Consider the following 26,743-nt stretch of genomic DNA (forward strand, 5'->3'; position numbering starts at 1 on the left):
CGTGCGTATTGAACACCGTTGCGGGAGTCGGGTCTACGGAAACGACAGAAGAAAGGGCCCGTCGGAGTTCACCGACGGGCCCTTCATCGTCCACGCAAGGGGGAGGCGTGCGCAGACCGATGGCCTGCCGTTTGGGGGAGGTGACAGGGACCATCACTCGAAGAGTCGGGACCTTCGACCCTTCCGTTACGGGTGAAATGTGAGGGTGACACCCTGACCTGGGCTTTTGCGTAACTTCGGGTCACATCTTCCGTTCTGCTCCCGTCCCGGTGGTCCCTGGAGGGCATGGTGCTAAGGTCGCCCGTGACACGGGGTGCTCCGCACGAGCGGGGCTGAGATCACACCCGTCGAACCTGATCAGGTAATGCTGACGAAGGGATGTCCCGACATGACCATGTCTGTACCCACATCGATCCGTCCCCTGCCCGCGCAGTGAAGGCGCGGCGGACTCTCGCCGGACTGCTCACCCTCGTCGCCGCACTCTCCGCGGTCGTCGGGTGCTCGTCCGATTCCGGGAGCGACACCATCCGATTCGCGTTGGACTGGACGCCCAACACCAATCACACCGGCCTGTACGTGGCGCAGCAGGAGGGTCTGTTCGCCGATGCGGGTCTCGACGTCGAGATCCTGCCGTACAACAACGCGACCCCCGACACCCTCGTCGACGCCGGTAGCGCCGAGTTCGGGATCTCCACACACGCCACATCGACCATCGCCAGAGCTGCGGGTTCCCGGACCGTCGCGGTCCTCGCACCGCTGCAGCACTGGGCGACGGGGATCGCCGTGCGGGCCGACAACGCCGAGATCACGCGGCCGGCGGATCTCGACGGCAAGACCTTCGCGGGCTTCGCGAACCCCGGTGAGGACGAGATGCTCGCCGAAGTGATCCGCAACGACGGTGGTCGCGGTGAGTTCGAGAACGTGACGCTCGGGACGTCGTCGTACGAGGCCGTCTACTCGTCGACTGCCGACTTCACCGTGTCGTACCTGGCATGGGAGGGCCTCGAGGCCGAGCACCGCGGCCTGCCCATGCGGTACTTCGGTTTCACCGACTACGGCTTCCCCGACGCGTACGCGATCGTCGTCGACGGCAACGAGGACTGGATGACGGAGAACCCGGAGCAGGCCCGCGCTTTCGTGCAGGCGCTGCACCAGGGTTACCGGATCGCCGCCGACGATCCCGATCGCGGGGCCCGGGCCCTGATCGAGGCGAACCCCGGGGCCTTCCCCGATGAGGAACTCGTCTACGAGAGCCAGCGCATGCTCGCCGCCGAGTACATGCGCGACGCCTCCGGCGCCGTCGGGGTCCTCGACGCCGGGAAATGGTCGGGCTATGCCCGATTCCTCTACGAGAACGGCCTGTTGTCCGGACCCGACGGCAGCCCGTTGACGACCGAGCCCGACTGGTCGACCTATGTTACCGATGACTACCTCGAAGACCGATAGCACCGGCCGCGCACGTCGACTCCTTCCTGCCCTGCTCGTCGCCGGGGCGCTGGTCGCGATCTGGCAGACGTACGTCGTGGTGAGCGGTATCCGCCCGCAGGTGTTGCCCTCCCCCGCACGCGTTCTCACGCAGGGATGGGCGCATCGCGTCGACATCGCCGGGCACGCGTGGTCCACTCTGCAGGTCACGCTCGTCGGGTTCGCCGTGTCGCTGGCCCTCGCGTGGACCCTCGCGATCGCCGTGGACTTCTCGCCGTGGCTGCGACGGGCCTTCGTGCCGCTGTTCGTGGTGTCGCAGACCCTGCCGATCATCGCGCTCGCACCCTTGATGATCATCTGGTTCGGATTCGGACTACTGCCGAAGATTCTCGTCATCGCGCTCGTGACGTTCTTCCCCGTCGCGATCGGACTGCTCGAAGGGTTCGCGGCGGCCGACCGCGAGGCGGGCGCGTTGCTGCGCAGCATGGGCGCGTCGCGGTGGCAGCAGTTCCGTTACGTGCGCCTGCCGTCCGCGCTTCCCCGCTTCTTCACCGCCCTGCGGATCGGGATCACCTACGCCGTAGTGGGGGCGGTGTTCGCCGAATACGTCGGCGCGACATCCGGTCTGGGCATCTACATGAGTACCCAGAAGAATTCGTTCCGCACCGATCTCGTGCTCGCAGCCGTGGTGGTGACGGCCGTTCTGTCGCTCACGTTGTACGCGCTGACCTACGTCGTCGAACGGGTGGTCGCGCCGTGGGCACTCACGAAGGGTGCGAAATGAGTGCGGTGAGGGTGACCTCGGTCCACAAGGCGTACGGCGACCGGGCGGTGATCGACGGCGTCGACTGTTCCGTCGAACCCGGTGAGTTCGTGTCCCTCATCGGGCCGAGCGGGTGCGGCAAGTCGACGCTGTTCTCGATCGTCGCGGGGCTCGAACAACCCGACACCGGAGAGGTTCTCGTCGGCGACTCCCCCGCAGCTCCCGGGCGGGTCGCGCTGATGCCGCAGAAGGACCTGCTGTTCCCGTGGCGGACGGTGCTCGACAACTGCACACTCGGGCTCGAGGTGCAGGGTGTACAGCGATCGGACGCTCGTGCCCGCGCCCGCGACCTGCTGCCGACCTTCGGCCTGGCCGGCTTCGAGGACGCTGCCCCGCACCAACTGTCGGGCGGTATGCGTCAACGCGCGTCGCTAGCACGCACGGTGCTGCAGGGGCGCGACGTGCTCCTGCTCGACGAGCCGTTCGGCGCACTCGATTCGCTGACCCGCACCGAGATGCAATTGTGGTTGCAGCAGGTGTGGCAGCAGCATCGGTGGACGGTGCTGATGGTGACGCACGACGTCCGCGAGGCTGTGTTGCTGTCCGATCGGGTCGTCGTCCTCGGTCCGCGACCGACGCGGGTGGAGCACGAGGTGCGTGTGCACCTGCCCCGACCTCGAACCCTGGAGATGTGCGCGTCGAGCGAGTTCGTGGCGCTCGAGCAGAACCTGGTGGACCTCCTGCACCGGTCACGTCACGGGGATCAGCGGAGGATGACCTCGAGATAGTCGCCGCTCGCTCTGCTCACCGGCGGTGCATCCGCTACCAAATTCGTCGTCCGCTACAGCAATTTGCCGTAGCGGATAGCGAGAACGGTAGCGGATGTGTCCGCCAAGGCGGAGCCTGGCTGTCACCGGCGGTGGTTCGGGCGTCGAGCAGTTCGGCCTGACCGAGTGCCTGAAGCCGGAGGTCGAGGCGGCGGGATACGACATCACCGTCGCCGCGGTTCTGCCCGGCCCGGTGGTCAGCAGGATCTTCGAGCGGGCCGGCGGGGACTCGGAAGCCGATGCGCTCGAACGCGAGGCGATGTTCAAGGTCGGCGAGACCGCCATGCCTGTGGAGGCGTAGCGCACCTCCGAGCTGTGGTCATCCATCCGCTACACGAATCGCCATCTGCTATGGCAAATTGCTGTAGCGGATGGCAAGCGATGTAGCGAATGCATCGGGGCGATCCCGGACCTGTGCCCCCAGTGGGACTCGAACCCACACTTGGCGGATTTTAAGTCCGCTGCCTCTGCCAATTGGGCTATAGGGGCGTGGGGATCACATTAGCGTTCACGCCTGTCCACCGCCGCGCCGGGGCGCGAGATTCTTGAAGTACCGTGCGACGGGCCAGCGTTCGTATCCGGCACCCTCGTAGACGGCTCGCGCGCCGGCATGGCCGGGGTCACCGCCCGTCTCGACCATCATCATCGTCATCCCGGCGGCGCGGACGAGGTCGTCGGCGTGGTTCATCAACGCCGACGCGACGCCTTTGCGCTGATGACGTGGGTCGACGGCGAGCACGTGGATCTCCCCCATGCTGTCCTCCGGGTGCACGCGCACCGACACCCAGCCGAGCAGCTCGTCGCCGTCGACGGCCAGATGGACCGACTCGGGTTCGTCGTCGAGGACCCTGCCGAGGTCGTCGATCTGCCTCGCCTCCCAGCCGTTCGGATAGAAGGAGTCGAAGACGAAGGCCGGGACGGCGGGTCGGTACAGCTCGAAGACGGGACGCCACGCCCGGATCGAGAGATCGAGGATGTCGCTTCGCCGTTCGGCGGTGTAAGGTTCGATCCTCATTGCTCCTCGACCTCCTCGGATCCGACTTCGAGTGTGCTCCTCGCCCGGGCTGTAACGCACCTCGATTTCGGGCCGACATCCTGCGGGGAGACAAGTACACAGCGGACAGCCGGGTGGTGGACCTGGGCTCGAAGAGAAGGATCATGGATGCGCTTCACGACCGCACGACCACTGATCGGGCGACTCGCCACCGCGGTGGCCGTCGTAGCCCTGGCAGCGACGCCGAGTCTGGTGGCCGCACCCTCCGCACAGGCCGAGGGCATCGTCTACCCCGCGTCCGTGAACGACTCCTTCTACAGCACCCCCGACGACATCGCCGAACGGCAGCCCGGTGACGTCCTCGACGCACGCGTCGTTCCGCCGCCGCTCGGATTCCCCGGCACCGACGCCGTCCAGCTGAAGTTCCGGTCGACGAACTCCGCCGGCGAACCGATCTCCGCCGTGACGACCGTGCTGTCCCCTCAGGGTGGAGCGCCAGGTCGTCCGCTCGTCTCGTACCAGGCGATCATCAACGCGCTCGGGCTCGAGTGCGCCCCGTCCACCGCCCTGTACGCGCCGAACCCGCTGCGAGGAATCCGGGAGTCCCCCGGCCTGCTCATCGCGATCCAGCGCGGCTGGTCGCTGGCCGTTCCCGACCATCTGGGACCGAACAGCGCCTACGGTGCCGCGAAGGTCGGCGGGCAGATCACCCTCGACGGCATCCGGGCCGCGCAACGCTACGCCCCGCTCGAACTCGCCGACAGCCCGGTCGGCATCGCCGGCTACTCCGGCGGCGGGATGGCGACGGCGATGGCGGCAGCACTCGCCCCGACCTACGCACCCGAGATCCCGATCGTCGGCTCCGCCTACGGTGGCGTCCCGATGGACATCGGCGAGATGGCCCGGGAGCTCGGCGAATCCGCCCATCCGGCCTTCGGTCTGGCGATGGCTGCCGCCCTCGGCCTCGAACGTGAGTACCCGGACCGAATGCCGGTCAGCAAGCAGCTCAACGGCGCAGGCCGGGAACTGCGCGACCGCATCGCCAACGCGTGCACCAACGAGATCCTGCTCGCCGGTGCGGGTCGCAGCATGGCCGACGTCGCCGACGCCGCGGTGGGTCTCGCTCTGCTCGACAGCCCCACCGTGCAGGAGGTGCTGATGGAGAACAGCGTCGAGCAGGTCCCGACGGTGCCGAATGCCCCGGTGTACGAGTGGCATTCACCGACCGACGTGCTGATCCCCCTCGATGCGATCTCCACGACCCTTCGCAGGTACTGCGACACCGGGGTGCCGGTGCGGACCGAACTCGTGCCGAGCCCGGATCACATCACCGCCGCCGTGATCGGCCTGCCGGGTGCGCTGGACTTCCTCGACGGCCGCTTCGCAGGCGTTGCGCCGTCGTCGGATTGCGGAGCACTCTGACCGATCTGTGGATATGCATCGGGCCCGCCTCGAATGACGAGGCGGGCCCGATGTCGTCTCATATCCCCTGCGGGGACGGGAGATCGAATCAGATCACGGTGATACCGGTGGCCTGGGGGCCCTTGGCTCCCTGGCCGATCTCGAAGCTCACGCGCTGGTTCTCGTCGAGGCTGCGGTAGCCGCCCGACTGGATCTCCGAGTAGTGCGCGAACACGTCAGCGCTGCCGTCCTCGGGGGCGATGAAGCCGAATCCCTTGTCGGCGTTGAACCACTTCACGATTCCCTCTGCCATGTCTGTCTCCTTCTGTCGTGTTACTCGAGCTCCGCCGAGAGTTCGGTGGAGCGAGGCCGCCATCACATGCGGTGACTTCCGAAAGGAGAACCAACCGCCCGCAACAAGGATTTGCGAGCGTGGACAAGACGCGAACAAAAACTTCGACCGAGACACAGTCAACCACACATTCGCCGATTCGTGTGGACCGAGCCCCGGAAACCGGGGTCGAACCCACACGGATCGGAGAACTAGCGGGCGACGGAGAGAGCGATACCGTCGAGGATGTCGTGCTCGCTCACGACCAGCTCGGTGATGCCCGCCCGACTCCCCAGCTCCTCGGCGAGGACGGTGGTGATGATCGAGCCACCGCCGATGACGTCGACGCGGCCGGGATGCATGGGGCCGAGCGCCGCGCGCTTCTCGCGGGTCGCGGCGACGAGACCGTCGCACACCTCGCGCAGACGGTCGAACGGCACCGACGACAGGTGGATCTTCTCCGAGTCGTACTCGTCCAGTTCGAGAGCGAGCGCCGCAAGGGTGGTCATGGTGCCCGCGACACCCACCCAGGTGTGGGCTTGCTCGACCGGCACCCGCTCGAGCGCTTCGCGGATCTTGCCCGCCGCGACCTCCCGTGCCGCAGCGACCTGCTCGGCGGTCGGTGGGTCGTCGTGCAGGCACCGCTCGGTCAGCCGGACGCAGCCGATGTCGGTGGAGTAGGCGGCGTGCACACCGTCGGCGTCGCCGAGAACTACCTCGGTGGATCCGCCACCGAGATCGACGACGACGAAAGGACCACGCGCGGAGTCGAGTTCGCCGACAGCGCCGGCGAAGGACAGACGCGCCTCCTCGTCGCCGGTGATGACCTCCGCCTCGGCGCCGGGAATCACGGCACCGAGCACCTCACGGGTCATCGCGAAGAAGTCCTCACGGTTGCTCGCGTCGCGCGTGGCCGAGGTGGCGACCATGCGGACCGCGGTGGCGCCGGTCTCGCGGATCAGGTCGGCATACTCCACCAGCGCGACCCGCGTGCGTTCGATCGCCTCGGGTGCGAGACGACCGGTGGCGTCGACGCCCTGCCCGAGCCGCACGACCTTCATGAGGCGGGTGACGTCGGTGAGCGTGCCGTCCTCCGCGATGTCGGCGATCAGAAGACGGATGGAGTTGGTACCGCAGTCGATTCCCGCGACCCTCACTGTTCTTCTCCACGCAGCTCGGCGTAGGTGGGCCAGTCGGCGGGGATCGCCGTGCCACGCAGACCGGCGTCGGCGGCGAGTGCGACGGATTCGTCGCCGAGCGGGTTGACGCCCGGTCCCTTCGCGAGCGAATGGGCAATCAGCACGTGCAGGCACTTGACGCGCTCGGGCATGCCGCCGCCGGTGAAGTCGGTACCGAGCGACTCGATCGCGTCGCGTTCGGCCAGGTACGACTCGTGGGCGCGCCGGTAGCCCGCAGCCAGTTCCTCGTCGGTGCCGAGACGCTCGGTCATCTCCTTCATGACCCCGGCCGATTCCTGCCGGCTCGCTTCGGCTGTGAGGCGCGGGTCGGTGAGGTAGTACAGCGTCGGGAAGGGCGTGCCGTCGGGCAGCTTGGGCGCGGTCTTCACCACTCCGGGCGCACCGTCGGGGCAACGGTAGGCGATGGCCAGGACGCCGCGGGGTTCGCGCCCGAGCTGGGCGGCGACGGCGTCGAGGTCTTCTTGCGTGACGTGATCGGTCACCCGGGTACATCTCCTGGTTCTGGGGGTGCCACAGGCATCTGCTGCGGCACGGGTTCGGGCTCGGGTTCGGGTGCCGGTTCTGAGACCGACAACCACAGGTCGCTGTACCAGGCGCCGGTCGTCGGCCGCTCGGGTTCGCGCTCCTCGCGTTCGGGCGGGGCGTCGCCAGGGAGTTGCACCTGGTAGGGAATATCGCCGGGGACGACGAACCGCAGTCGCTCGCGGGCCTGGGCGCGGACCCAGGCCGGGTCCTCCATGCGGGCCTTCTGCTCTTCGAGGGCCGCGATCTCCTGTTCGAGCTGCACGCGTTCGGCGGCGAGCTGCTCGGCTTCGGAACGCTGGCTCACGTAGGTGCGCAGCGGCACCGCGAGGGTGAGGGCGAGACCGCACACGACGAGGGCGAGCACCACTGCGCGGCCGGTGGACAGGCCCAGGACGGTGCGTTCGGTGCGGGGGCGGCCGGAGTCGCGGGGCGCGCCGACCCGGGTGGGGCGGGCTCGTCCCGAACCACCGGGCCGGCCGCGACCGGGCGACGAATGAACGGGGTCCTCGCGGCCGGCCGGCCGCGCACCCGCGTTCTCGGCCGAGTGTTCGGCCGGGGCGGTAGATCCCGTGGGCCGGGCCCGGCCCGGACGCCGGACGCCCGACACACCCTCGGTGCGGGTGCGCCTCGCTCCGGGACGGGATCTACCGCGCTGATTCATGCCGGCGATCAGCCCTCGACGGAGAACCGCGGGAAGGCGAGCTCGCCGGCGTAGCGAGCGACGTCACCGAGGGACTCCTCGATGCGCAGCAGCTGGTTGTACTTCGCGACACGCTCGGAGCGGGCGGGCGCGCCGGTCTTGATCTGTCCGCTGCCGACGGCGACGGCGAGATCGGCGATGGTGGTGTCCTCGGTCTCGCCGGAGCGGTGGCTCATCATCGTCTTGTAGCCGTTGCGGTGCGCGAGGTCGACGGCGTCGAGGGTCTCGGTGAGGGTGCCGATCTGGTTGACCTTCACGAGCAGCGCGTTCGCGGCGCCCTTGACGATGCCGTCCTCGAGGCGCTCGGGGTTGGTGACGAACAGGTCGTCGCCGACGAGCTGGATCCTGTCGCCGATCTCCTCGGTGAGCGAGACCCAGCCCTCCCAGTCGTCCTCGCTGAGCGGATCCTCGATGGAGACCAGCGGGTACTGGCCGAGCAGCTCGGCGTAGAAGGCGCCCATCTCGGCGGCCGTGCGGTTCTGGCCTTCGAACTTGTAGCCGGTGCCCTCGGTGTAGAACTCGGTGGCCGCGACGTCCAGCGCGAGCGCGACATCACTGCCCAGCTTCAGGCCGGTCTTACCGATGGCCTCGCTGATCAGGTCGAGCGCGGCCTTGGTGCCTGCGACGTCGGGGGCGAAGCCGCCCTCGTCGCCGAGGCCGGTGGCCAGGCCCTTGCTCTTGAGCACGGACTTGAGGGAGTGGTAGACCTCGGCACCCCAGCGGAGGGATTCCTTGAAGGTCGGGGCGCCGATCGGGGCGACCATGAACTCCTGGACGTCGACGCCCGTGTCGGCGTGGGCGCCACCGTTGAGGATGTTCATCATCGGAACGGGAAGGATGTGGGCGTTCGGGCCGCCGACGTAGCGGAACAGCTCGAGTCCGGACGACTCCGCACCGGCCTTCGCGACGGCGAGCGACGCGCCGAGCAGGGCGTTCGCGCCGAGGCGGCCCTTGTCGGGGGTGCCGTCGGCGTCGAGGAGGGCCTGGTCGACGGTGCGCTGCTCGGTGGCGTCGAGGCCGATGATGGCCGGGCCGATCTCGGCGAGGACGGCCTCGACGGCCTTCTCGACACCCTTGCCGAGGTAACGCTCGCCGCCGTCACGCAGCTCGACGGCCTCGTGCTCGCCGGTGGAGGCGCCCGACGGCACTGCAGCGCGGGCGAAACTTCCGTCCTCGAGCAGCACCTCGACCTCGACCGTGGGGTTGCCACGGGAGTCGAGGATTTCGCGGGCTCCTACCTGCTCAATGATGGCCACTGGCTGATTCTCCTTCGATGGACTGTCACGCTGCGGTGTCTGCACGCTGGAGACAGCCTAACGGTCGCGACCTGCGTGTGAGGCACAGGCGCGCTCGAGGCCCGGCGCGGTGCCGTCTACGGGCGCACTCCCACGCCGTAGGCGGCGGCGCGGTCGCGGACGAGCATCAGGTATTCGGTGGACCGGTTGTAGGCCATCAGGGCGTTCGTCCAGCCCTCCGCGGTGGTCAGGTCGCCCCCGCGGGCGCACAGATAACGACCCGCGGTCAGGGCCGCGTCGTCGATGTTGTCGGGGTCGGCGATGCCGTCGCCGTTCGCGTCGACACCCCACCGGTCCCAGGTCTCGGGGATGAACTGCATCGGCCCGACCGCGCGGTCGAGCACCGGGTCGCCGTCGAGGCGGCCACCGTCGGTGTCGCGGATCTCGGCGTTGCCCTGGGTGCCGTCGAGCGGGACACCCCGGATGGGCGGCGAGACTCTGCCGTCGGATCCGACGGACGCGCCGCCGAACCGTCCGTGGCTGCTCTCCACGTTGCCGATGCCGGCGAGGGTCGTCCACGACAGGCCGCAGTCGGGGGTGCCGACGGCCAGGACGGCCGCCGCGTGCCCGTATGCCTCGAGGGCCGTGGTGGGGATGCCCAGTTCGCGGGACTGTGATTCGGCCCAGTCGGCGAGCTGTGCTGCTGTGCGGCCGGGACCGTTCACGTCGATGGGCGGAACGGGCAGACCGGGTGCCGGCGGGACGCCGTCGGGGATCTCGACGGACGGTCGCCGGGGTGAGTGCAGAGCGGACTCGACCGCCACGAAGACGACGGCGACGAGCGCACTGAGCAGGACCACCGGCCACAGCCAGCGTCGGGGTTCTCGATCGGACGGCACCCCTCCATATTCCATACGGGACGAAAACCCCATGTAGACGCACCGGCGCCGACGATCCCGCCTGATCGTCGGCGCCGGCCTCGGAGGGTGGAATCCGCGAGGGGTCGGACTCCACCGTTGTCTCGACAGCGATGTCCCTCAATACGCGCCGTCCCCGCTGAGAACCGCCCGGATGGTGCGGCGCAGGATCGACAGGTCGAGCATGAAGGTCCAGTTCTCGACGTACCGCAGATCGGCCCGTACCGACTCGTCCCAGGACAGATTGCTGCGTCCGCTGACCTGCCACAGTCCCGTCACACCTGGTTTGACGAACAGCCGCCGCGCCGCGCCGTCCTCTCCGTACCGGGCGACCTCGCATTCGAGCGGTGGGCGCGGGCCGACGAGCGACATGTCGCCCTTGACCACGTTGAACAGTTGCGGCAGCTCGTCGAGCGAGTACCGCCGGATGAAGCGGCCGACCCTGGTGACCCGCGGGTCCTCGCGGACCTTGAACAGCACCCCGGCACCGATGTCGTGATCGGCGATGTCGTCCTTGTGCTCGTCGGCGCCGACGACCATGCTGCGGAACTTGTACATCGTGAACGGGGTTCCGCCGCGTCCCACCCGTTGTTGACGGAAGAGGATCGGCCCTCTGCTGCCGGCCTTGATCGCGATCGCGACGGCGAGCAGTGCCGGCGCGATCACCATCAGGATCAGCACCGCGAGGACCCTGTCGAAGACGTTCTTCACGATCCAGGCCGGGCCGCTGTAACTGGGGGCACTCATCTGCAACAGGGGTAGCCCCTCGAGCGGGGAGATGTGCAGGCGTGGGCCGACGACGTCCATGAGCACGGGGGCGATGAGGAGTTCGGCACCGATCTTCTCGAGGTCCCAGCTGAGTTTGCGCGTCCGTGCGTGCGGCCATCGACCGGAGGGCAGGAGCGCGACGGCCTCGAAGTTGTGCTGCTCGGCGACGGACAGAACGGTCTCGTCGGTGCCGAGCACGGGGATGTCGTCGATGGCCACCGGTAGGGAGTCGGCGCCGCGGTCGACGGCGAGACAGATGCCGTCGACCTGCCATCCGGCGCGCCGGAGGCAGTCGGCCCGGGAGACCAGTTCGTGCACCTCCTCCACGTCTCCGGCCACGAGCACCGAGCGCAGACATCGGCCCTCGGCGCGGGCCTTCGAGAGGTGGCGGCGGAGCACCGTCCGTCCCAGCAGGGTGAGCACGAGAGCGATCAGCAGCGAGCCGAATGTCCAGGACTGACCTGCCGAGGTACCCCATCCGTATCCGGCGACGGCGAGTGCGGCGACGGCGAAGACATATCCGCGGACGACCCTCCGGTATTCCTCGGGACCGGTGCCGAGAATTCTTTCGTCCCAGGCTTTCTGGATTCCGAGGGAGACGATCGCCGCCGTCAGCGCGGCCCCGATGAGGACAGGGGTGCGCCAGGAGTCGATCTGGTCGAAGGAGTGGTATCCGACCGTGACGACCACGTGGGCGACCACGAGCGCGAACAGGTCGAAGCCGATGACCGCCGCTCTGTAGCGCCGTTCGGTTCTCGGCCGGCGCACCGGTGGAGGAGCGGACGCGACCTGCGAGCCGACGGGGAGCACGATGGTCGAGCCGATCTTCCGTGCCCCGTTCGGTCCTGACCCGGCCTTCGTCGTCGGTGCTTCACGGTCGGAATCCGTGTCGAGAACCGTCGCGAAGTCGTTCTCACGCTTGTACATTCAAGGTCACCCCAGTCCGGAGTCACGGTTACCCCGACTCCCAAACCGTACCTTGAGATTGTTTTTCACGCAATAACAGACTTCTAGCATCTTCAGTGAGGCAGCCGACCCTTCACACTCTTCGTCGCCGCCCACGTGTCCGTGTTCCACGGCAACCGCACACTCCCGGCCTGGAGCATCCATCGGAGCCGGTCGGGCGTGGTGGGCCTGCTCAGCAGAAAACCCTGCGCTCGTACGCAACCCAGATCCAGTAACTGCTTCACGGCGCCGACGGTCTCGACACCCTCCGCGACCACCTGCAGGCCGAACGACGAGGCCAGACCCACGATGGAATCGACGATGACCCGATCTTCCTCGCTGTGCTCGAGGTTCTGCACGAAACCCTTGTCGATCTTGAGCGTGTCGACGGGAAGAGCCTTGAGATGCCCGAGCGAGCTGTACCCGGTCCCGAAATCGTCGATCGCGACCCACACCCCCAGCCGCTCGAGCCGGCGGAGGGTGTCCTTCGTGCGCTGAAGATCGCCCACGACCACGTTCTCGGTGATCTCGAGGCACAGTTCCGACCCCACGAGGCCGTGGTGGTGCAGCACCGATCTCACTGTGGAGTCGAAATCCATCGACACCAGCTGGACGGGAGAAACATTGACACTCATGATGATCCGCAGGTCGGGAATCTCTCGTTTCCACTCCGCGAGTTGCGCACAGGCCCGCGTGACGACCCACTCCCCCAGTTCACCGGCGAGATTGGTGGCCTCGGCGACCTCGACGAATTCTCCCGGCTGGAGCACGCCCAGCGGTGAACGGTTCCATCGCACGAGCGCTTCGACGCCGAGGATCGTCCCGGTCCGCAGGTCGATCTCGGGCTGGTACTCCAGCGTCAGGTGCTCGTCGTCGATCGAGGAGCGGAGGTTCATCTCGATGATGGTGCGGCGCTTGCCCTTCTCGTTCATGTCCTCGGTGAACACACCCACGCCGTTGCCACCATGCCGCTTGGCCACCATCATCGCCTGATCGGCACGACTGAGCAGGTTCGCCGAACTCAGCTCCCCCGGCGTTCCGAGCGCGACACCCACGCTGACGCCCCGTCCGACGGTCCGGTTGCCGAGTGCAACGGACGCTCCCACCGCGTCCTGATACACCTCCGCCCGTTCCATCGCCTCCTCCATCGTGGACGGACCGTCCAGCACCACGACGAATTCGTCGCCGCCGAGCCGCGCGACGAGGTCGTCGCGCCTGCTGCCCTTCGCAAGACGGTCCGCGATCCGGCAGAGATACGAGTCGGCCGCGTCGTGCCCGAGGAAGTCGTTCAACGCCTTGAGACGATCGAGGTCGAGGAACAGCAACCCGACCGGGCCCTCCGCGCCCGGTTCGAGCCGCTTGTCGAGATATTCGAACAGAGCGCGTCGGCTCGCGAGTCCGGTGAGGGCGTCCTCGTAGGCAGCCCTACGCAGATCTTCCTCCGCCCGGACGCGTGCCTGCACCTGTGCGAGCAGGACCGCGATCAACGTCAACGCGTTGACCTCGTCCTCGGTCCACGGCCGCCCCCCTTCGTTCACGAAGCCCAGCACGCCGGTCGTGACCTGCCCGGACACGAGCGGCACGGCCACCATGGAGACCTCCGACCATCCCGATGCGGCGAACACCCGTTCGGTGTAGTCGGGGGACTCGACAGCCGGATACGACGTCCCGCCGGCACCCGCCAGCAGCGGTTCCTTCAGATGCTCCACGGCCGCGAAGACGGGGTCCGCATCGCGGAAATAGACCACACCGATGGGATCGGGGTCGGGCACGTTCTCCCGCGGCGGCCACTCGGCGACCAGGATCGTCGCCCCGATCTCGTGGTCGTTGTACCTCAGGAAGCAGGTGTCGACGCCGAGTTGCTCGACGAGATCCCGGAGTACGAGACGCACTACCTCCACGTGCGAGGCCGCGTCCGCGGGCATCAGCCGTGCGGCGATCCTCGTCACCAGGCTTTCGAGTGTTCTTCTCGTACCGGGCATGACACCTCCGTCGTCAGCCAGGAGCAGGGATGAGTCCGTCGACATCGCCGACATGTCGCACGCGGTCGTTCCGGCGCCGGCTGCGCATCGTGGCAGCCGAGGCACGACCGAAGCGCAACAGCAGGGCGAGGCCTTCACTCTCGGGAACGTTCAGGACGGCGTGCAGATCCTGCCGGAGCGCGTCGAGATCGTCGACATGCCTCGGGCTCAGACGCTCGAGATCGCTTCGCGTATCGGCGTACAGGAAGACCGGCGACACGGGCTGGACGGCCAGACCGATCTCCTGCGCCGCGATCCAGACGCTCTCGACCGCCGCACCGCCCCGGATGTAGTCGGCAGGCGAACGGCCTTCGGTGAACACCGCGACGAGTCCGGCACTACCGAGCACGCGGTCGCGGGTCATCTTGCCGAGGCCCCTCCCGAGTCCCCACTCCGCGAGCCGGTCGAGGGCGTCGTCGCGCAGGACGACGTCGAGCATCGCCGCCTCCGCGGTGTCGAGTCCGAGGGAGTCCACCTCGATTCCGCTGTCGGGATCGGGGTCGCCCGGCCACCGCAGCTCGGCGACCATCTCGCTGCGGAGCCGATTGTCGAGATACCGCACGCGATCCGATTCCGCGAGGATCTCCGCGAGGCGGGCGATGTCGGCGCTCTCGGTGACGACCCCGATACGTCCGCCGACGAGACGGGCGGCCGCGTGCATCGCCTCGAGTTCGTCGTCCGTGACGGTGTGGGGATCACCGGGTGACCGGTTGGTCGCGCGCGCGAGCATGCCTGCGTGGTACGCCGCGAGATCCGGATCGGTGTCGCTTCCCAGCTCCAGGTGGGCCAGCGGGACACCCGGCTCCGGTTCGCCGGGACGATCGAGCACCGTGTCCGGCCCCAGGATCTTGTGATTCGCCGCGGCCACCCGCGCGTTGTGCAGGGCTGCGCCGAGCGCGACGAGACTCCCGCGCCGGTGCAGGTCCATCAGGACGGGTTCCGGTTCGGGTGCCAGCGCGAACGTCAGACGGTCCGGTTCGACGACGATCGACCACGGCTGGGCGTTGCCACCGGAGGGTGCCCGGATCGCGGCGTCGATCACGGCTTCCATTGGATCCTGCCGCACTCCGTCCGGCGGGGTCTCCGGCACCGTCGCCTCCGGTTCGGTGTCTGCCGGCTCGTCGGCCTCGTCCGGCACATCGGAAGCCCCGGAGGGCACGTCGAGGGCGTCGAGGTGCGGGTCGAGGTCGACCCGGCACCGCCCTGATGCGACGGGGCGATCGAGGACGATCCCGCGCACCGCGGCGGACACGGTCACGCCGCCGAGCCCGACGTCGGCTCCGAGTTGCGGCCAGGTCTCCAGGGATTCACCGACCTCGAGCATGGAGGCCGCCATGCGCGCGGAGATCTCCTCCGGGTCGAGCAGACGCAGCACGTACGGGACCTTGTCGCGGGTGGACAGCGTCTGCAGTGTCTCGGGGTCGATGTCGCCGAGCAGGCCGTGGAAGGGCAGCAGGTCGCCGTCGAGGTCGAATCGTTCGACGTCGAGCAGTCCTCGATCGCTGGTGTGCATCACCACGGGGAGTCGTTGCCGCGCCGCTTCCGTCCGGATCAGCAGCTTCACGTCGAGCGAATCGCACTCGTCGACCACGACGTCGAGGTCCCGGCAGAACGCCCCCACCGTCTCGGGGGTGACGCCCTCGGTCCATACCTCGACCGGCAGGTAGGGGTCGAGTTCGGCGATACGCCGCGCCGCGATCACGGCCTTGTTCACCCCGAGGTCCGTGATCGATACGGGCAATCGGTTCATGTTGGACAACTCGAGCGTGTCGAAATCGGCGAGACGCAGTGCGCCGCAGGCACCCTCGAGGGCGAGGGTGTAGGCGACGGCGTGGCCGACGCTCAGTCCGACGACGCCCACCTTCGCGGAACGCAGGCGCGCCTGCTCGTCGGCGGTGATCTTGTTGCGATTACGGTCGAGCCGGAGTCGGTCGAATCCGGCAGGGCCCAGGATCCTGACCGCGATGCGGTTCCAGGGATAGTAGGCCCAGCGCGGGGCCTCGTCAGGGAGGTCGTCACCGAGAGCGGCGAGGCCTGCTCGTTGGTCGTCCAGTCGATCCCGTAGGTCCACGCCGTCGCGACGCAGCTGCTCCAGAACGGCCATGTCCGCTTCGAGGTCCTCGGCGAGCAGCAACGCCGCGCACGGTATGTCCTCCGAGGCCATCACATCTCCCCATTCGATTCCTCCAGGTCACCGCTTTCCAGCGAGCGTAGGGGAAGCAGGGAGGACATATACGGGAAACCGGGCGCCCGATCGGATGCGAGGAGTTTCTCGAGCTCCCGGCTCCGTCGTTCCGACCTGCACCGTTCGACGTCCCACACGATCAGGTACGTCCGGTAGCGGTCGTCCGGATAGGGGCAGGGCGGGATCTCGTCGACGATCTCCGCTCCCGCCTCCTGCCAGCGGGCCACCGCCGTGCTCGCCGAGGTGGCGACGAGATACCGCGTGCCGAGCAGCTCCATCGAATAGGTCAGCGTGCGCGCCACTCCCGCACTGAGCGCGGATCGGCGCACCGCGCCCGAGCCCACCCACGTGCTCTTCACCTCGATGAGACCGTGGGGGACGTAGGCGTCGAGGATCCCCGCGATCCTCGCCCTGATGTCGGGGTCGGTCCATTCCAGGACGGCGTGGGACTGACGTCCGCTCCCGTACGGCCCCAGCGCACGGGAACCTCCCTGGACGACACCCTCCGTTGTCACGGCGGCGAAGAACAACGCGGTGGACCTTCCGTCACGGATCGAGTCGTATTCGAGGGCGCCCTCGGCACCGAAACGTCGGTAGGCGGCGCGGGCGCCGTCCAGGAACTGCGCCCACAGTTCCGGTTCGCCCTGGGGTGTGGCGGCGACGAAGTGATATCCCGAGTCCTCGTCCCAGAAGTCGAGCGTGCGGCGCGTAAAGAGCGGCTGGGGATCCACGGACGACCTTCCTCCCGCGGCCCGCCGAGCGCCCCCCGACGAGGTTGTGCGCTCGACGAACCGGGACATGCTCAGACCACGGATATGTACAACACGGGTTCGCCCCGCTCCGGTATGACCGCCACCTCCTGGGTGTAGGCGCGGTTGATCACACCTTCCTTCTCTGCCATCTCGACCTGCCGCCACAGATCCTTGTAGAGGTCGGGGGACGGCCCGTCGGGCACGAACCGCGCCGCGTACCGCTCGCCGACCCGGATCATCGAGTCGCCCGTCTCCAGATCGTCCGGATCGTCCAGCCGGTATCCGAAGACCGCGGACCATCCCACTCGCGGATGGCAGGTGAACACGGCCACGAGATCGCGAATCTTCCTCAGCCGCAACCGCTCCAATGTGAAATCGGTCAAATCGCCCGATTCTCCGAAAACTCCCGGCTCCGCTCCCGGGACCACGAGTCCGCCGACGAGGCAGGACTCCGCCTTCACGACCGTGAACGTCATCGGTCCGCCTCCTGCCTCGGGTCGACAATCGCGACATAGAGTTCGATTCCGAAGGCGTGCGGGTAGGTCTCGAAATCACCGGTGAAGGCGCGGGTGATCTCACCCTCCGCTTCGGCGTCCCAGATCTGGCGCCACAGGTCGTCGAAGACGTCCGTGAATCGGCTTCCCACCGCGGAGAACTTCGCGTAGGTGCCGGCCGGAACACGGGATACGACATACCCCTCGGGGACGTCGTCGACCGACGAGCAGCAGAACCCCACGGTCTGCGTGTAGTACGAATCTATGTCTTCCGCGTGATCGGTGTAGGCGGCAGCGAACGGACCGTACGTCTCCCCTTTCAGCAGAGCAGCCCATGCCTCTTCGAGGTGCGGATCTCGGAGTCGGCCGAGAGCTCGGCGGGGACTACGAACCGGAATGCCGGCAACGAGGGTTTCGTGGCGCTCCACGATTTGAAACGACATCGGGCAGTTCCTCCAAACACGTCCAGCTTCCCCCTGCTTCGCGTGCACTGCCCGACACCGGCACAACGAATACGGATATGAGATTAGGGGGTTGGACGTCAGGTTTCCAGCAAACACCGAAACCAAACTAAAGTCTTTTTTCGGCTTGTTTCCCTTCTTTGAGTATGGTTTATTTGGGGCATCGACTTCGGGCGCCGGCCCGGACACGCTCTTCCAGCGAGGGGGCACCCGCATGAAGTGCCGACTGTGCAATTCGGACCGCCTGACCAGCATCCTGGACCTCGGAGCCACTCCCCCGTGCGAACGATTCCTCACGGCCGAGCAGCTCGACATCCCGGAATGCACCTACCCGCTCCACCTGCGTCTGTGCGAGGACTGCCTGCTGCTGCAGATACCCGCGCTGATCACGCCGGAGGACACCTTCACCGAGTACGCCTACTACTCCTCGTATTCGCAGTCGTGGGTCGACCATGCCCGGCGCTTCGTGCACGACGCGCTCGGAAGCGGGCGGCTACGGCCCGATTCGACCCTGATCGAGGTGGCGAGCAACGACGGATACCTGCTCCGTCACGCGGTGGACGCCGGCATCAGGTGCCTCGGCATCGAACCGTCGGTCAACGTCGGGGAGGCGGCCCGGGCCGCCGGCGTGCCGACCCACACCGGATTCCTCGATGTCGAACTCGCCGAACGCATCCGGTCGGAACACGGACCTGCGGACCTCGTCGTCGCCAACAACGTCTACGCCCATGTACCCGACCTCGTCGGATTCACGCGGGCACTGCGCCTGCTCATGGCCGACGACGGCTGGCTCAGCATCGAGGTCCACCACGCTCTGAACCTGGTGGCGCTCGGCCAGTTCGACACGATCTACCACGAACACTTCCAGTACTACACGGTGCTGTCGGCCGCCCGGGCCCTCGCGTCGGGAGGGCTCCGGGTGGTCGACGTCGAACTGCTCGACACCCACGGTGGCTCTATCCGCGTGTGGGCACGACCCGATCAGGTCGCACAGAACCGCACACCGCGCGTCGCGGAGATACTCGAGATCGAAAGGCGCGCAGGACTGCACGATCCCACCGGTTACTTCCGGCTCGAACCGCTCGCACGCACCTCCCGTCTGGAGCTGTTGCGCTTCCTCCTGCAGTGCCGCGAGGAGGGTCTGTCGGTGGTCGGCTACGGAGCGCCCGGCAAGGGCAACACCCTGCTCAACTACTGCGGGATCCGACCGGATCTGTTGTCCTACACCGTCGACCGGAATCCGTACAAGCACGGACGCTTCACCCCGGGGACCCGGATCCCCATCGAACCCGTCGAGCGGATCGCCCAGGACCGGCCGGACATCGTCCTCGCACTGCCCTGGAACCTCGAACCCGAACTGACCCGCCAACTCGCCTACATCGCGGACTGGGGAGGACGTCTCGTCTTCCCCCTCCCCACCATCCACACGACCATCGGTGAACCCGAACTGTCCTGGAGGACCACATCATGAAGGTTGTACTGTTCTGCGGCGGTTACGGCATGCGCATGCGCAACGATCGCAACGACCAGATGCCCAAGCCGATGCAGATGGTCGGTCCGCGCCCGATCCTGTGGCACATCATGCGGTACTACGCGCACTTCGGGCACAAGGAGTTCATCCTCTGCCTCGGCTACGGCGCGTCCAAGATCAAGGAGTTCTTCCTCGACTACCACGAGGAACAGTCCAACGACTTCGTTCTGCACGGCAACCGGGTCGACTGCCTGAGCACCGACATCAGCGACTGGAAGATCACCTTCGTCGACACCGGGCTCGAATCGGCGATCGGTGAACGCCTGCGCCGCGTCCGCAAGCATCTCGACGGCGACGAGTACTTCCTCGCCAACTACGCGGACGTGCTGACCGACGCCCCGCTCGACGACATGATCGACGCGTTCCACGCGTCCGGCGCCACGGCCTCCATGCTCGTCGTGCCCCCGCAGTCGTCCTTCCACTGCGTGGACGTCGCGGAGAACGGTGAGATCAAGGAGATCACCCCGGTCAGCGAGTTCCCCATCTGGGAGAACGGCGGATACTTCGTCCTGAACCAGGCGATCTTCGACCTGCTGCCACCCGGCGGCGACCTCGTCGCCGACGTGTGCGGTCCGCTCGCAGGACAGGGAAAACTGTTCGGCTACCGCCACTTCGGCTTCTGGAAGCCGGCCGACACCTTCAAGGAACGCGCCGAACTCGACGACAACTTCGCACGCGGTATCCATCCGTGGACGGTGTGGGAGACACCGGCGGTGACCTCGTGAACCTCATGACTGCCGACGATCCCGGGAGAGATTGACATGCGCGTACTCGTCACAGGCCATCAGGGTTATCTCGGATCCGTCATGGTGCCCGAACTGCTCGCCCGCGGTCACGAGGTCGTCGGCCTCGACACAGGCCTGTTCGCCGAATGCACCCTCGGTACGGCACCGCAGGATCCGCCCGGCATGACCGTCGACATCCGCGATGTGGGAGTCGAGCACCTCACCGGTTTCGACGCCGTCATCCACCTCGCGGCGTTGTCGAACGACCCGCTCGGTGCGTTCGCACCCGAGATCACCTACGACATCAACCATCTCGGGTCCGTCCACCTCGCCAGGTGCGCGAAGGAGGCCGGTGTGCGCCGGTTCCTCTACGCGTCGACCTGCTCGGTGTACGGAAGCGCGGGCGATGATCTCGTGGACGAGAGCGCCCCGCTCCGTCCTCTTACGCCCTACGCCGTGAGCAAGGTCCGGGTCGAGGACGACGTCGCGGCACTGGCCGACTCGGGCTTCTGTCCCGTATTCCTCCGCAACGCCACGGCCTTCGGATACTCGCCGCGGCTCCGTGCGGACATCGTCGTGAACAATCTCGTCGGCACCGCGGTGCTCACCGGCGAGGTGCGCGTCCTGTCGGATGGGACGCCGTGGCGTCCCCTCGTCCACGCGAAGGACATCGCCCTCGCGTTCACGTGCGCGCTCACCGCACCGGAGAGCGACGTGTACTGTGCCGCCTTCAATGTCGGCACCGAGTCCAACAACGTCCGCGTACGCGACATCGCCGAGTCCGTCACCCGCGCGGTCCCCGGTTCGTTCGTCTCCATCACGGGCGAGACCGGCCCCGACCCGCGGTCGTACCGCGTGGACTTCTCGGCCATCCGCCGCGCCATGCCGGCCTTCGTCCCGTCGTGGAGTGTCGACGCGGGCGCAGCCGAACTGTTCCGGCACTTCGTCGCCGACGACCTCACGAAGGAGGACTTCACGCAGCGCTTCACACGTCTGGCACATCTGCGGCGGCTGTCCGATGCGGGACGCCTCGACCCGACGCTGCGGCCACGTCCGGCGGGCGTGTCCCGAGAATGAACAGGTGCCGCGCGTGCGGCCACGATCGCCTCGAACGAGTCCTCGATCTCGGGGCGGTCCCGCCCGCCGATCTCTTTCCATCCGCGGATTCGTCTCCCTCACCCGCCGAATCAGCCCACGAACTGGCGATGGTTCTGTGCACCGGGTGCGGACTCGCGCAACTGGCGGACGACGACACCGTCCCGGACGAACCCCGCGGCATCGAGCCGGAGGCGCTGCGCGAGCAGGCCCGCGAGGCCGTCGAGGCGGTCGGGAAGGCCGGCAGGCTGAAGGGCCGCACGGTGATCGAGTTCGGCAGCCCGCACGGCGGCACCTGGCTTCCCCTGCTGATCGAACGCGGATTCCGGCCCGCCGTCCCCGGGGCCGCCGCGTCCGTCGTCCTCGACAGTTTCGGCATCATGCACGAAACCGATCAGCGCGCGGCCTTCCTCAAACGCGCGGCGTCGCTGTCCCCCGACGGTGTGCTGCTGTTGCAGTTCCACACCCTCTCCGCCATCGTCTCGCAAGGACAGTGGAACGCCCTGCGGCACGGGCATTTCGCGTACTACTCGCTGACCGCACTGCGGCGACTGCTCGAGGACGTGGGACTGCACATCTCCGAGGCCTGGACCTTCGACCTCTACGGCGGCACCGTGCTGGTCGCTGCCGAGCGGGATCCGTGGACGAATGCCGGACTGAGCGCGCGCCGGATCCTCGCCGCCGAACGGGCGACCGGCATCACGAGCGCTGCGACGCTGCGCACCCTGCAGCGGCAGGCCGACCGCCAGGTGGACGAACTCGTCTCCTGGCTGCGGAAGTCGGCCGCCGAACACCGACGGGTGTTCGCCTACAGCGCGGCCTCCCGGGCCGTGGCGCTCTTCGCGCGCGCGGGCGTCGACCGCTCACTCATGGAGGCCGTCGCCGATGGGTCACCCGCGAAGGCCGGCCGGCGCATGCCGGGCACGGACGTCCCGATCGTCGACCTCACCGCTCTGCGCGACGCATCCCCCGATTGCATCCTGCTCACCGTCCCCGATCTGCTCCCCGAAGTGCGGGCGCAGTTCCCGGAGTTCGAGGGCCGCTGGTGTATTCCACCCGACAGCCGGCACGGGGTCCGCTGGGTCGGATGAGACACATTCAGGCGCGGTGCTCGTCGGCGGGTGCCCAGTAGCGACGCCACGCATCCTCGTCGAGCCCGCCGTGCGGAACACCGTCGGTGTGCGCGGCCTTCTCCGTCGCCCGGATCGATCCGACGAACGCGAGGATCGCCGATCGGAGCGTCGACTCCGTGTCACCCGTGCCGGTGATCCGGACGACCCGCAATGCGTCGGGCACCAGGTCCTCCGGGAAACCCGCTCGCCTCGCGCGTTCGATCACCTTGTCGGCCAGGGAGAGTGCAGGCTGCGCCATTGCGATCCCGTCGAGGCACGACGCGCGTGCCTTCTCCGCCTTCTTCGCGATCTCCCACGCCGCTTCCTGTTCCGCGACGTCGAGCGGACCGGTGTGCCCGTTGGTCAGGTGCGGGCTGCGCGCGGCGAGCTTGGCGACGAGCGTCGCCGCCACGTCGTCCACCGTGAACTGGCCGTTCGCCTCGGCGATCCGGGAGTGGAACAGCACCTGCAGCAGCAGGTCGCCGAGTTCTTCGCGGAGCTCGTCCGGATCACCCGACTCGACGGCGTCGAGTACCTCGTAGGTCTCCTCGATCAGATAGCGGCGCAGACTCTCGTGGGTCTGGGTGACCTCCCAACCCCCGAACGACCACAGTCTGTCCATCACGGCCGCCGCCTCGGCGAGAGCGGTGTAGTCGGTCATGCGTTCACCGTCGCCGCACTGTTCAGATCCACCGAACCCTGCGGCTTACCGTCGAGAGCGAGCAGGAAATCGGCGATGTACTGCAGCAACGCCACGTCGCGCACCCGGTCCGATCCGACCCCGCCGGTCCGCGGGATCGGCAGCTGCACCAGACCGCTCGTCGCGCGGTACTGCGCGCCCGGATACAACCGCTTCAGCCGCATCTGCTTCGAGTCGAGTAATTCCATCGGCGAGATCCGGATCTGGGTGCCGGTGACCGCGACCTCCTCGAGGCCGTACTCGCGGCACAGCAACCGCAACCGGCCGACGGACACGAGCCGCTGGACCTCCTCGGGCAGCGGACCGTAGCGGTCGACGAGTTCGTCGACGACCGTGGCGATCGCGACGTCGTCGTTCGCGGCGGCGAGCTTGCGGTACGCCTCGAGACGCAACCGGTCGGACGCGACGTAGTCGGCCGGGATGTGCGCGTCGACGGGAAGGTCGATCCGCACCTCCTTGGGTGCTTCGTCGGTGGTGACCGTGCGGCCGTCGGCCGCGGCCCGGTACGCCTCGACGGCCTCGCCGACGAGCCGCACGTACAGGTCGAAGCCCACCCCGGCGACGTGACCGGACTGTTCGGCACCGAGAACGTTACCGGCGCCGCGGATCTCGAGGTCCTTCATGGCCACGGCCATACCCGCGCCGAGATCGGAGTTCTGCGAGATCGTGGCGAGCCGGTCGTAGGCGGTCTCCGTCAGCGGCTTCTCCGCCGGGTACAGGAAGTACGCGTAGCCGCGCTCACGCGAACGCCCGACGCGACCGCGCAGCTGGTGCAGCTGCGACAGGCCGAGCGAATCCGCGCGTTCGACGATGAGCGTGTTGGCGTTCGAGATGTCGAGACCGGTCTCGACGATCGTCGTGCACACCAGCACGTCGAACTCGCGCTGCCAGAAGCCCTGCACCGTCTTCTCGAGAGTCTCCTCGTTCATCTGCCCGTGCGCGACCGCGACCCGCGCCTCGGGGACGAGATCGCGGAGTCGCTTGGCGGCCTTGTCGATCGAGCTCACCCGATTGTGGACGTAGAAGACCTGGCCGTCGCGCAACAACTCCCGGCGGATCGCCGCGGCGACCTGCTTGTCGTTGTAACCACCCACATAGGTGAGGATCGGGTGCCGCTCCTCGGGCGGGGTGAGGATGGTCGACATCTCGCGGATCCCGGCCATGCTCATCTCGAGGGTTCGCGGGATCGGTGTGGCCGACATCGTGAGCACGTCGACGTGCGTGCGCAGCGCCTTGATGTGCTCCTTGTGCTCGACGCCGAAACGCTGCTCCTCGTCGACGATCACGAGACCGAGGTCCTTCCAACGGATCCCGGTCTGGAGCAGGCGGTGGGTGCCGACGACGATGTCGACGGTGCCGTCGGCCATGCCCTCGGTGACCGCGCGCGAATCGGATGCGTCGGTGAACCGGCTCAGTCCCTTCACCGTCACGGGGAAGGCCGCCATCCGCTCGGTGAAGGTCTGCAGGTGCTGCTGCGCGAGCAGGGTCGTGGGGACGAGCACCGCGACCTGCTTGCCGTCCTGCACGGCCTTGAACGCCGCACGCACCGCGATCTCGGTCTTGCCGTAGCCGACGTCGCCGATCACGACGCGGTCCATCGGCACCGCCTTCTCCATGTCGGCCTTGACCTCGGAGATCACCGTGAGCTGATCCTGTGTCTCGGTGAAGGGGAAGGCGTCCTCCATCTCCTTCTGCCACGGCGAGTCGGGCGCGAAGGCATGGCCGGGCGAGGCCTGCCGCGCCGCGTACAGCCGCACGAGCTCACCGGCGATCTCGCGAACCGCCTTGCGCGCCTTGCGCTTGGTGTTGGCCCAGTCGGATCCGCCGAGCTTGCTGACGGACGGCAGCTCGCCGCCGACGTACCGGGAGAGCTGGTCGAGCTGTTCCATCGGCACGAACAACTTGTCGCCGGGCTGGCCCCGCTTGCCGGGTGCGTATTCGATGACGAGATATTCGCGGCGGGCGCCGCCGACGGTCCGCTCGACCATCTCGACGAACTTGCCGATGCCGTGCTGGTCGTGGACGACGAAGTCACCGGCGTTCAAGGCGAGCGGGTCGACCTGGTTGCGACGCTTGACGGGAGTCTTGCGGCCCTCGGTGACCACGCGGTTGCCGGTGAGGTCGGCCTCGGTGACGACCACCAGCCCCGGCACCACGTTGTCGTCATTGCCGGGGAGGACGACGCCCTCGTGCAGGCAACCGCGCATGACACCGACCTGCCCGCGCACCGGTTCGGTGCCCGGCTCGAGCTTGGCGGCGGGGACCTCGTTCTCCTTCAGCCGCTCGAGGATCCGCTGTCCGGTGCCCGCACCGGCGACGACGATCACCGCGCGGCCACCGGCGGTGACGTGGGCGCGCAGGTTCACGAACAGCATCGACAGCAGGTCCTCGGAGCCGCGGACCTCGGGGGCGGGCTGCACGTCGAGGACGAGTTCGGTGTCGGCACCGGAGGCGAGCGGGCTGAGCGTCCACCACGGTCTGCCCGCGGCCTGCGCGGCCTCGCGCACCTGACGCAACGACCGGTAGGCCGACGCACCGAGATCGAGCTTCCGGCCGTCCACTCCGTTGAGGTTCGAGGTGTCGAGCGGCGCCGCGCCCCCGATCGACGCGGCGGTCCACGACGCCTCGAGGAACTCCTGCCCGGTGCGGGCGAGATCGCTCGCGCGGGTGCGGACCTTCTCCGGATCGCAGATCAGCACGTGCGTCCCGGCGGGCAGAACGTCGGTGAGCAACTGCAACTCACCGGGCTGCAGCACCGGAAGCAACGCTTCCATGCCCTCGACGGGAATGCCGCCGGCCATCTTGTCGAGCATCTCGACGAGCGCCGCGTCGGCCGGGTTGTCCTGGGCGAGCTGCGCGGCGCGGGCCTTGACCTCGTCGGTGAGCAGCAGTTCGCGGCACGGCGGTGCGACGAGCACCGGCACGTCGACCTCGGAGATCGAACGCTGGTCGGCGACGGAGAAGCAGCGCAGTTCGGTGACCTCGTCGCCCCAGAACTCGACGCGGACCGGATGGTCGGCGGTGGGCGGGAAGACGTCGAGGATGCCACCGCGCACCGCGAACTCACCGCGCTTGCCGACCATGTCGACGCGGGTGTACGCGAGTTCGACGAGTCGCTCGACGAGTTCCTCGAAGTCGTGTTCGGTGCCGACCCGCAACGTGACGGGGTCGATCTCGCCGAGTCCGGGAGCCATCGGCTGCACCAGCGACCGCACGGTGGCGACGACGACCCGCAGTTCGGGCCCGAGATCGCGATCGTCGGGACGGGCGAGGCGACGCAGGACGTGCAGGCGACGGCCGACCGTGTCGGCGCTCGGCGACAGGCGCTCGTGCGGCAGGGTCTCCCACGAAGGGAACTGCGTGACGCCCTCGCCGAGCATCTCGGTGAGTTCGGCGGTGAGATCGTCGGCCTCGCGTCCGGTGGCGGTGACCACGAGCAGCGGTGACTTCTCGGCCAGCGCCGCCGCGACGAACGGCCGCGCGGCGGGTGGTGCGACGATCTCCTGTTCGGCGGAACCGGCGAGCTCGCCGATTCTGCGCAGTCTGTCGTCGGCCAGCGCGATCCGCGCCAATCCGGACAGTGGGACAGCGGCCGGGGGCACAGCAGACAAGGAAGGCGCTCCTGAGTGTGGGACAA

The 26,743-nt window shown here is 67.9% G+C and carries 24 protein-coding genes, 1 tRNA gene and 1 riboswitch; of the genes, 9 read left to right on the top strand and 16 right to left on the bottom strand.

The genetic code is table 11. The features are described 5' to 3' along the window. Positions 1-299 precede the first annotated feature (299 nt). Positions 300-396, top strand: a riboswitch (TPP riboswitch). From ACNJ7K_RS03310 to ACNJ7K_RS03325, 4 genes are all read left to right on the top strand, one after another. Continuing rightward, entirely contained in the window at positions 379-1,446 is a 1,068-nt protein-coding gene (locus ACNJ7K_RS03310) for an ABC transporter substrate-binding protein (RefSeq protein WP_419150179.1), read from the top strand. Its footprint overlaps the riboswitch before it by 18 nt. Then, the gene (locus ACNJ7K_RS03315; protein WP_268655294.1) at positions 1,424-2,209 is read left to right on the top strand and encodes an ABC transporter permease; all 786 of its coding nucleotides are present in this window, start codon (positions 1,424-1,426) and stop codon (positions 2,207-2,209) included. Before ACNJ7K_RS03310 ends, ACNJ7K_RS03315 begins: the two co-directional genes overlap by 23 nt. Then, a complete protein-coding gene (locus ACNJ7K_RS03320; RefSeq protein ID WP_487041185.1) occupies positions 2,206-2,976 on the top strand; it encodes an ABC transporter ATP-binding protein in 771 nt (256 codons plus the stop codon). Before ACNJ7K_RS03315 ends, ACNJ7K_RS03320 begins: the two co-directional genes overlap by 4 nt. 94 nt (positions 2,977-3,070) lie before the next feature. Next, entirely contained in the window at positions 3,071-3,316 is a 246-nt protein-coding gene (locus tag ACNJ7K_RS03325) for a hypothetical protein (RefSeq protein WP_308257005.1), read from the top strand. 114 nt (positions 3,317-3,430) lie between these two features. Here ACNJ7K_RS03325 and ACNJ7K_RS03330 read toward each other — a convergent pair. After that, positions 3,431-3,504, bottom strand: a tRNA-Leu gene (locus ACNJ7K_RS03330). 19 nt (positions 3,505-3,523) lie between these two features. Further along, positions 3,524-4,030, bottom strand: a complete 507-nt coding sequence (locus ACNJ7K_RS03335; RefSeq protein WP_088896584.1) for a GNAT family N-acetyltransferase — start codon at positions 4,028-4,030, stop codon at positions 3,524-3,526. Between the two features lie 147 nt (positions 4,031-4,177). On the opposite strand from ACNJ7K_RS03335, the gene ACNJ7K_RS03340 reads away from it, so the two are divergent. Next, entirely contained in the window at positions 4,178-5,431 is a 1,254-nt protein-coding gene (locus ACNJ7K_RS03340; RefSeq protein WP_487041186.1) for a lipase family protein, read from the top strand. Between the two features lie 88 nt (positions 5,432-5,519). Here the strand turns inward: ACNJ7K_RS03340 and ACNJ7K_RS03345 are convergent, their stop codons facing one another. The 12 genes from ACNJ7K_RS03345 to ACNJ7K_RS03400 form a co-directional block, all read right to left on the bottom strand. Further along, positions 5,520-5,723, bottom strand: a complete 204-nt coding sequence (locus ACNJ7K_RS03345; RefSeq protein ID WP_064852142.1) for a cold-shock protein — start codon at positions 5,721-5,723, stop codon at positions 5,520-5,522. Between the two features lie 230 nt (positions 5,724-5,953). Further along, positions 5,954-6,898 (bottom strand): Ppx/GppA phosphatase family protein, encoded by a 945-nt coding sequence (locus tag ACNJ7K_RS03350; RefSeq protein ID WP_268655290.1) that lies wholly within the window; start codon positions 6,896-6,898, stop codon positions 5,954-5,956. After that, positions 6,895-7,422 carry a DUF501 domain-containing protein gene (locus tag ACNJ7K_RS03355; protein ID WP_268655289.1) on the bottom strand — a complete coding sequence of 176 codons (528 nt, stop codon included), beginning with the start codon at positions 7,420-7,422 and terminating at the stop codon, positions 6,895-6,897. The genes ACNJ7K_RS03350 and ACNJ7K_RS03355 overlap by 4 nt, the downstream gene beginning before the upstream one ends. Further along, a complete protein-coding gene (locus ACNJ7K_RS03360; protein ID WP_487041187.1) occupies positions 7,419-8,126 on the bottom strand; it encodes an FtsB family cell division protein in 708 nt (235 codons plus the stop codon). Before ACNJ7K_RS03360 ends, ACNJ7K_RS03355 begins: the two co-directional genes overlap by 4 nt. Positions 8,127-8,134: 8 nt before the next feature. Next, positions 8,135-9,421: a phosphopyruvate hydratase gene (gene eno / locus ACNJ7K_RS03365; protein ID WP_120281728.1), complete on the bottom strand. Its 1,287-nt coding sequence runs from the start codon at positions 9,419-9,421 to the stop codon at positions 8,135-8,137. A gap of 116 nt (positions 9,422-9,537) precedes the next feature. After that, positions 9,538-10,260 carry a lytic transglycosylase domain-containing protein gene (locus ACNJ7K_RS03370; RefSeq protein WP_120284019.1) on the bottom strand — a complete coding sequence of 241 codons (723 nt, stop codon included), beginning with the start codon at positions 10,258-10,260 and terminating at the stop codon, positions 9,538-9,540. 177 nt (positions 10,261-10,437) lie between these two features. Then, entirely contained in the window at positions 10,438-12,012 is a 1,575-nt protein-coding gene (locus ACNJ7K_RS03375; RefSeq protein WP_120281727.1) for a sugar transferase, read from the bottom strand. A gap of 92 nt (positions 12,013-12,104) precedes the next feature. Continuing rightward, positions 12,105-14,012: a putative bifunctional diguanylate cyclase/phosphodiesterase gene (locus ACNJ7K_RS03380; RefSeq protein ID WP_120284017.1), complete on the bottom strand. Its 1,908-nt coding sequence runs from the start codon at positions 14,010-14,012 to the stop codon at positions 12,105-12,107. A 13-nt stretch (positions 14,013-14,025) separates the two neighbouring features. Then, positions 14,026-16,215: an Rv1355c family protein gene (locus ACNJ7K_RS03385; protein ID WP_487041188.1), complete on the bottom strand. Its 2,190-nt coding sequence runs from the start codon at positions 16,213-16,215 to the stop codon at positions 14,026-14,028. Then, positions 16,215-16,967 (bottom strand): hypothetical protein, encoded by a 753-nt coding sequence (locus tag ACNJ7K_RS03390; protein WP_487041189.1) that lies wholly within the window; start codon positions 16,965-16,967, stop codon positions 16,215-16,217. The genes ACNJ7K_RS03385 and ACNJ7K_RS03390 overlap by 1 nt, the downstream gene beginning before the upstream one ends. 71 nt (positions 16,968-17,038) lie before the next feature. Then, a complete protein-coding gene (locus tag ACNJ7K_RS03395; protein WP_487041190.1) occupies positions 17,039-17,464 on the bottom strand; it encodes a hypothetical protein in 426 nt (141 codons plus the stop codon). Next, on the bottom strand, positions 17,461-17,925 hold the full coding sequence (locus ACNJ7K_RS03400; RefSeq protein ID WP_120281723.1) for a GyrI-like domain-containing protein: 465 nt from the start codon (positions 17,923-17,925) through the stop codon (positions 17,461-17,463). Before ACNJ7K_RS03400 ends, ACNJ7K_RS03395 begins: the two co-directional genes overlap by 4 nt. A gap of 232 nt (positions 17,926-18,157) precedes the next feature. Between ACNJ7K_RS03400 and ACNJ7K_RS03405 the strand changes: the two genes are divergently transcribed. From ACNJ7K_RS03405 to ACNJ7K_RS03420, 4 genes are read left to right on the top strand one after another with little or no spacing between them, the layout of a single operon-like run. Continuing rightward, positions 18,158-19,414 carry a class I SAM-dependent methyltransferase gene (locus ACNJ7K_RS03405; protein WP_487041191.1) on the top strand — a complete coding sequence of 419 codons (1,257 nt, stop codon included), beginning with the start codon at positions 18,158-18,160 and terminating at the stop codon, positions 19,412-19,414. Then, entirely contained in the window at positions 19,411-20,199 is a 789-nt protein-coding gene (locus tag ACNJ7K_RS03410) for a glycosyltransferase family protein (RefSeq protein WP_277371130.1), read from the top strand. The genes ACNJ7K_RS03405 and ACNJ7K_RS03410 overlap by 4 nt, the downstream gene beginning before the upstream one ends. Positions 20,200-20,235: 36 nt before the next feature. After that, positions 20,236-21,276, top strand: coding sequence for an NAD-dependent epimerase/dehydratase family protein (locus tag ACNJ7K_RS03415; RefSeq protein ID WP_487041192.1), 1,041 nt, complete (start codon positions 20,236-20,238; stop codon positions 21,274-21,276). After that, positions 21,273-22,385: a class I SAM-dependent methyltransferase gene (locus ACNJ7K_RS03420; RefSeq protein ID WP_487041193.1), complete on the top strand. Its 1,113-nt coding sequence runs from the start codon at positions 21,273-21,275 to the stop codon at positions 22,383-22,385. The genes ACNJ7K_RS03415 and ACNJ7K_RS03420 overlap by 4 nt, the downstream gene beginning before the upstream one ends. A gap of 7 nt (positions 22,386-22,392) precedes the next feature. On the opposite strand, the gene ACNJ7K_RS03425 is transcribed toward ACNJ7K_RS03420, so the two are convergent. Then, complete coding sequence (locus tag ACNJ7K_RS03425) at positions 22,393-23,067, bottom strand: nucleoside triphosphate pyrophosphohydrolase (protein WP_230791906.1); 675 nt, start codon at positions 23,065-23,067, stop codon at positions 22,393-22,395. Beyond that, complete coding sequence (gene mfd, locus ACNJ7K_RS03430; RefSeq protein WP_487041194.1) at positions 23,064-26,717, bottom strand: transcription-repair coupling factor; 3,654 nt, start codon at positions 26,715-26,717, stop codon at positions 23,064-23,066. The genes ACNJ7K_RS03425 and mfd overlap by 4 nt, the downstream gene beginning before the upstream one ends. Positions 26,718-26,743 lie beyond the last annotated feature (26 nt).

The sequence above is a fragment of the Rhodococcus shunpengi genome (genome assembly GCF_048381395.1).
Taxonomy (GTDB): domain Bacteria; phylum Actinomycetota; class Actinomycetes; order Mycobacteriales; family Mycobacteriaceae; genus Rhodococcus.

What these genes read in the sequence shown, in the direction of transcription:
- ACNJ7K_RS03310 (WP_419150179.1), top strand. Translation starts at nt 379, where the DNA reads ATGTCCCGACATGACCATGTCTGTACCCACATCGATCCGTCCCCTGCC.
- ACNJ7K_RS03315 (WP_268655294.1), top strand. Translation starts at nt 1,424, where the DNA reads ATGACTACCTCGAAGACCGATAGCACCGGCCGCGCACGTCGACTCCTT.
- ACNJ7K_RS03320 (WP_487041185.1), top strand. Translation starts at nt 2,206, where the DNA reads ATGAGTGCGGTGAGGGTGACCTCGGTCCACAAGGCGTACGGCGACCGG.
- ACNJ7K_RS03325 (WP_308257005.1), top strand. Translation starts at nt 3,071, where the DNA reads ATGTGTCCGCCAAGGCGGAGCCTGGCTGTCACCGGCGGTGGTTCGGGC.
- ACNJ7K_RS03335 (WP_088896584.1), bottom strand. Translation starts at nt 4,030, where the DNA reads ATGAGGATCGAACCTTACACCGCCGAACGGCGAAGCGACATCCTCGAT.
- ACNJ7K_RS03340 (WP_487041186.1), top strand. Translation starts at nt 4,178, where the DNA reads ATGCGCTTCACGACCGCACGACCACTGATCGGGCGACTCGCCACCGCG.
- ACNJ7K_RS03345 (WP_064852142.1), bottom strand. Translation starts at nt 5,723, where the DNA reads ATGGCAGAGGGAATCGTGAAGTGGTTCAACGCCGACAAGGGATTCGGC.
- ACNJ7K_RS03360 (WP_487041187.1), bottom strand. Translation starts at nt 8,126, where the DNA reads ATGAATCAGCGCGGTAGATCCCGTCCCGGAGCGAGGCGCACCCGCACC.
- ACNJ7K_RS03375 (WP_120281727.1), bottom strand. Translation starts at nt 12,012, where the DNA reads ATGTACAAGCGTGAGAACGACTTCGCGACGGTTCTCGACACGGATTCC.
- ACNJ7K_RS03380 (WP_120284017.1), bottom strand. Translation starts at nt 14,012, where the DNA reads ATGCCCGGTACGAGAAGAACACTCGAAAGCCTGGTGACGAGGATCGCC.
- ACNJ7K_RS03385 (WP_487041188.1), bottom strand. Translation starts at nt 16,215, where the DNA reads ATGGCCTCGGAGGACATACCGTGCGCGGCGTTGCTGCTCGCCGAGGAC.
- ACNJ7K_RS03395 (WP_487041190.1), bottom strand. Translation starts at nt 17,464, where the DNA reads ATGACGTTCACGGTCGTGAAGGCGGAGTCCTGCCTCGTCGGCGGACTC.
- ACNJ7K_RS03400 (WP_120281723.1), bottom strand. Translation starts at nt 17,925, where the DNA reads ATGTCGTTTCAAATCGTGGAGCGCCACGAAACCCTCGTTGCCGGCATT.
- ACNJ7K_RS03405 (WP_487041191.1), top strand. Translation starts at nt 18,158, where the DNA reads ATGAAGTGCCGACTGTGCAATTCGGACCGCCTGACCAGCATCCTGGAC.
- ACNJ7K_RS03410 (WP_277371130.1), top strand. Translation starts at nt 19,411, where the DNA reads ATGAAGGTTGTACTGTTCTGCGGCGGTTACGGCATGCGCATGCGCAAC.
- ACNJ7K_RS03415 (WP_487041192.1), top strand. Translation starts at nt 20,236, where the DNA reads ATGCGCGTACTCGTCACAGGCCATCAGGGTTATCTCGGATCCGTCATG.
- ACNJ7K_RS03420 (WP_487041193.1), top strand. Translation starts at nt 21,273, where the DNA reads ATGAACAGGTGCCGCGCGTGCGGCCACGATCGCCTCGAACGAGTCCTC.
- ACNJ7K_RS03425 (WP_230791906.1), bottom strand. Translation starts at nt 23,067, where the DNA reads ATGACCGACTACACCGCTCTCGCCGAGGCGGCGGCCGTGATGGACAGA.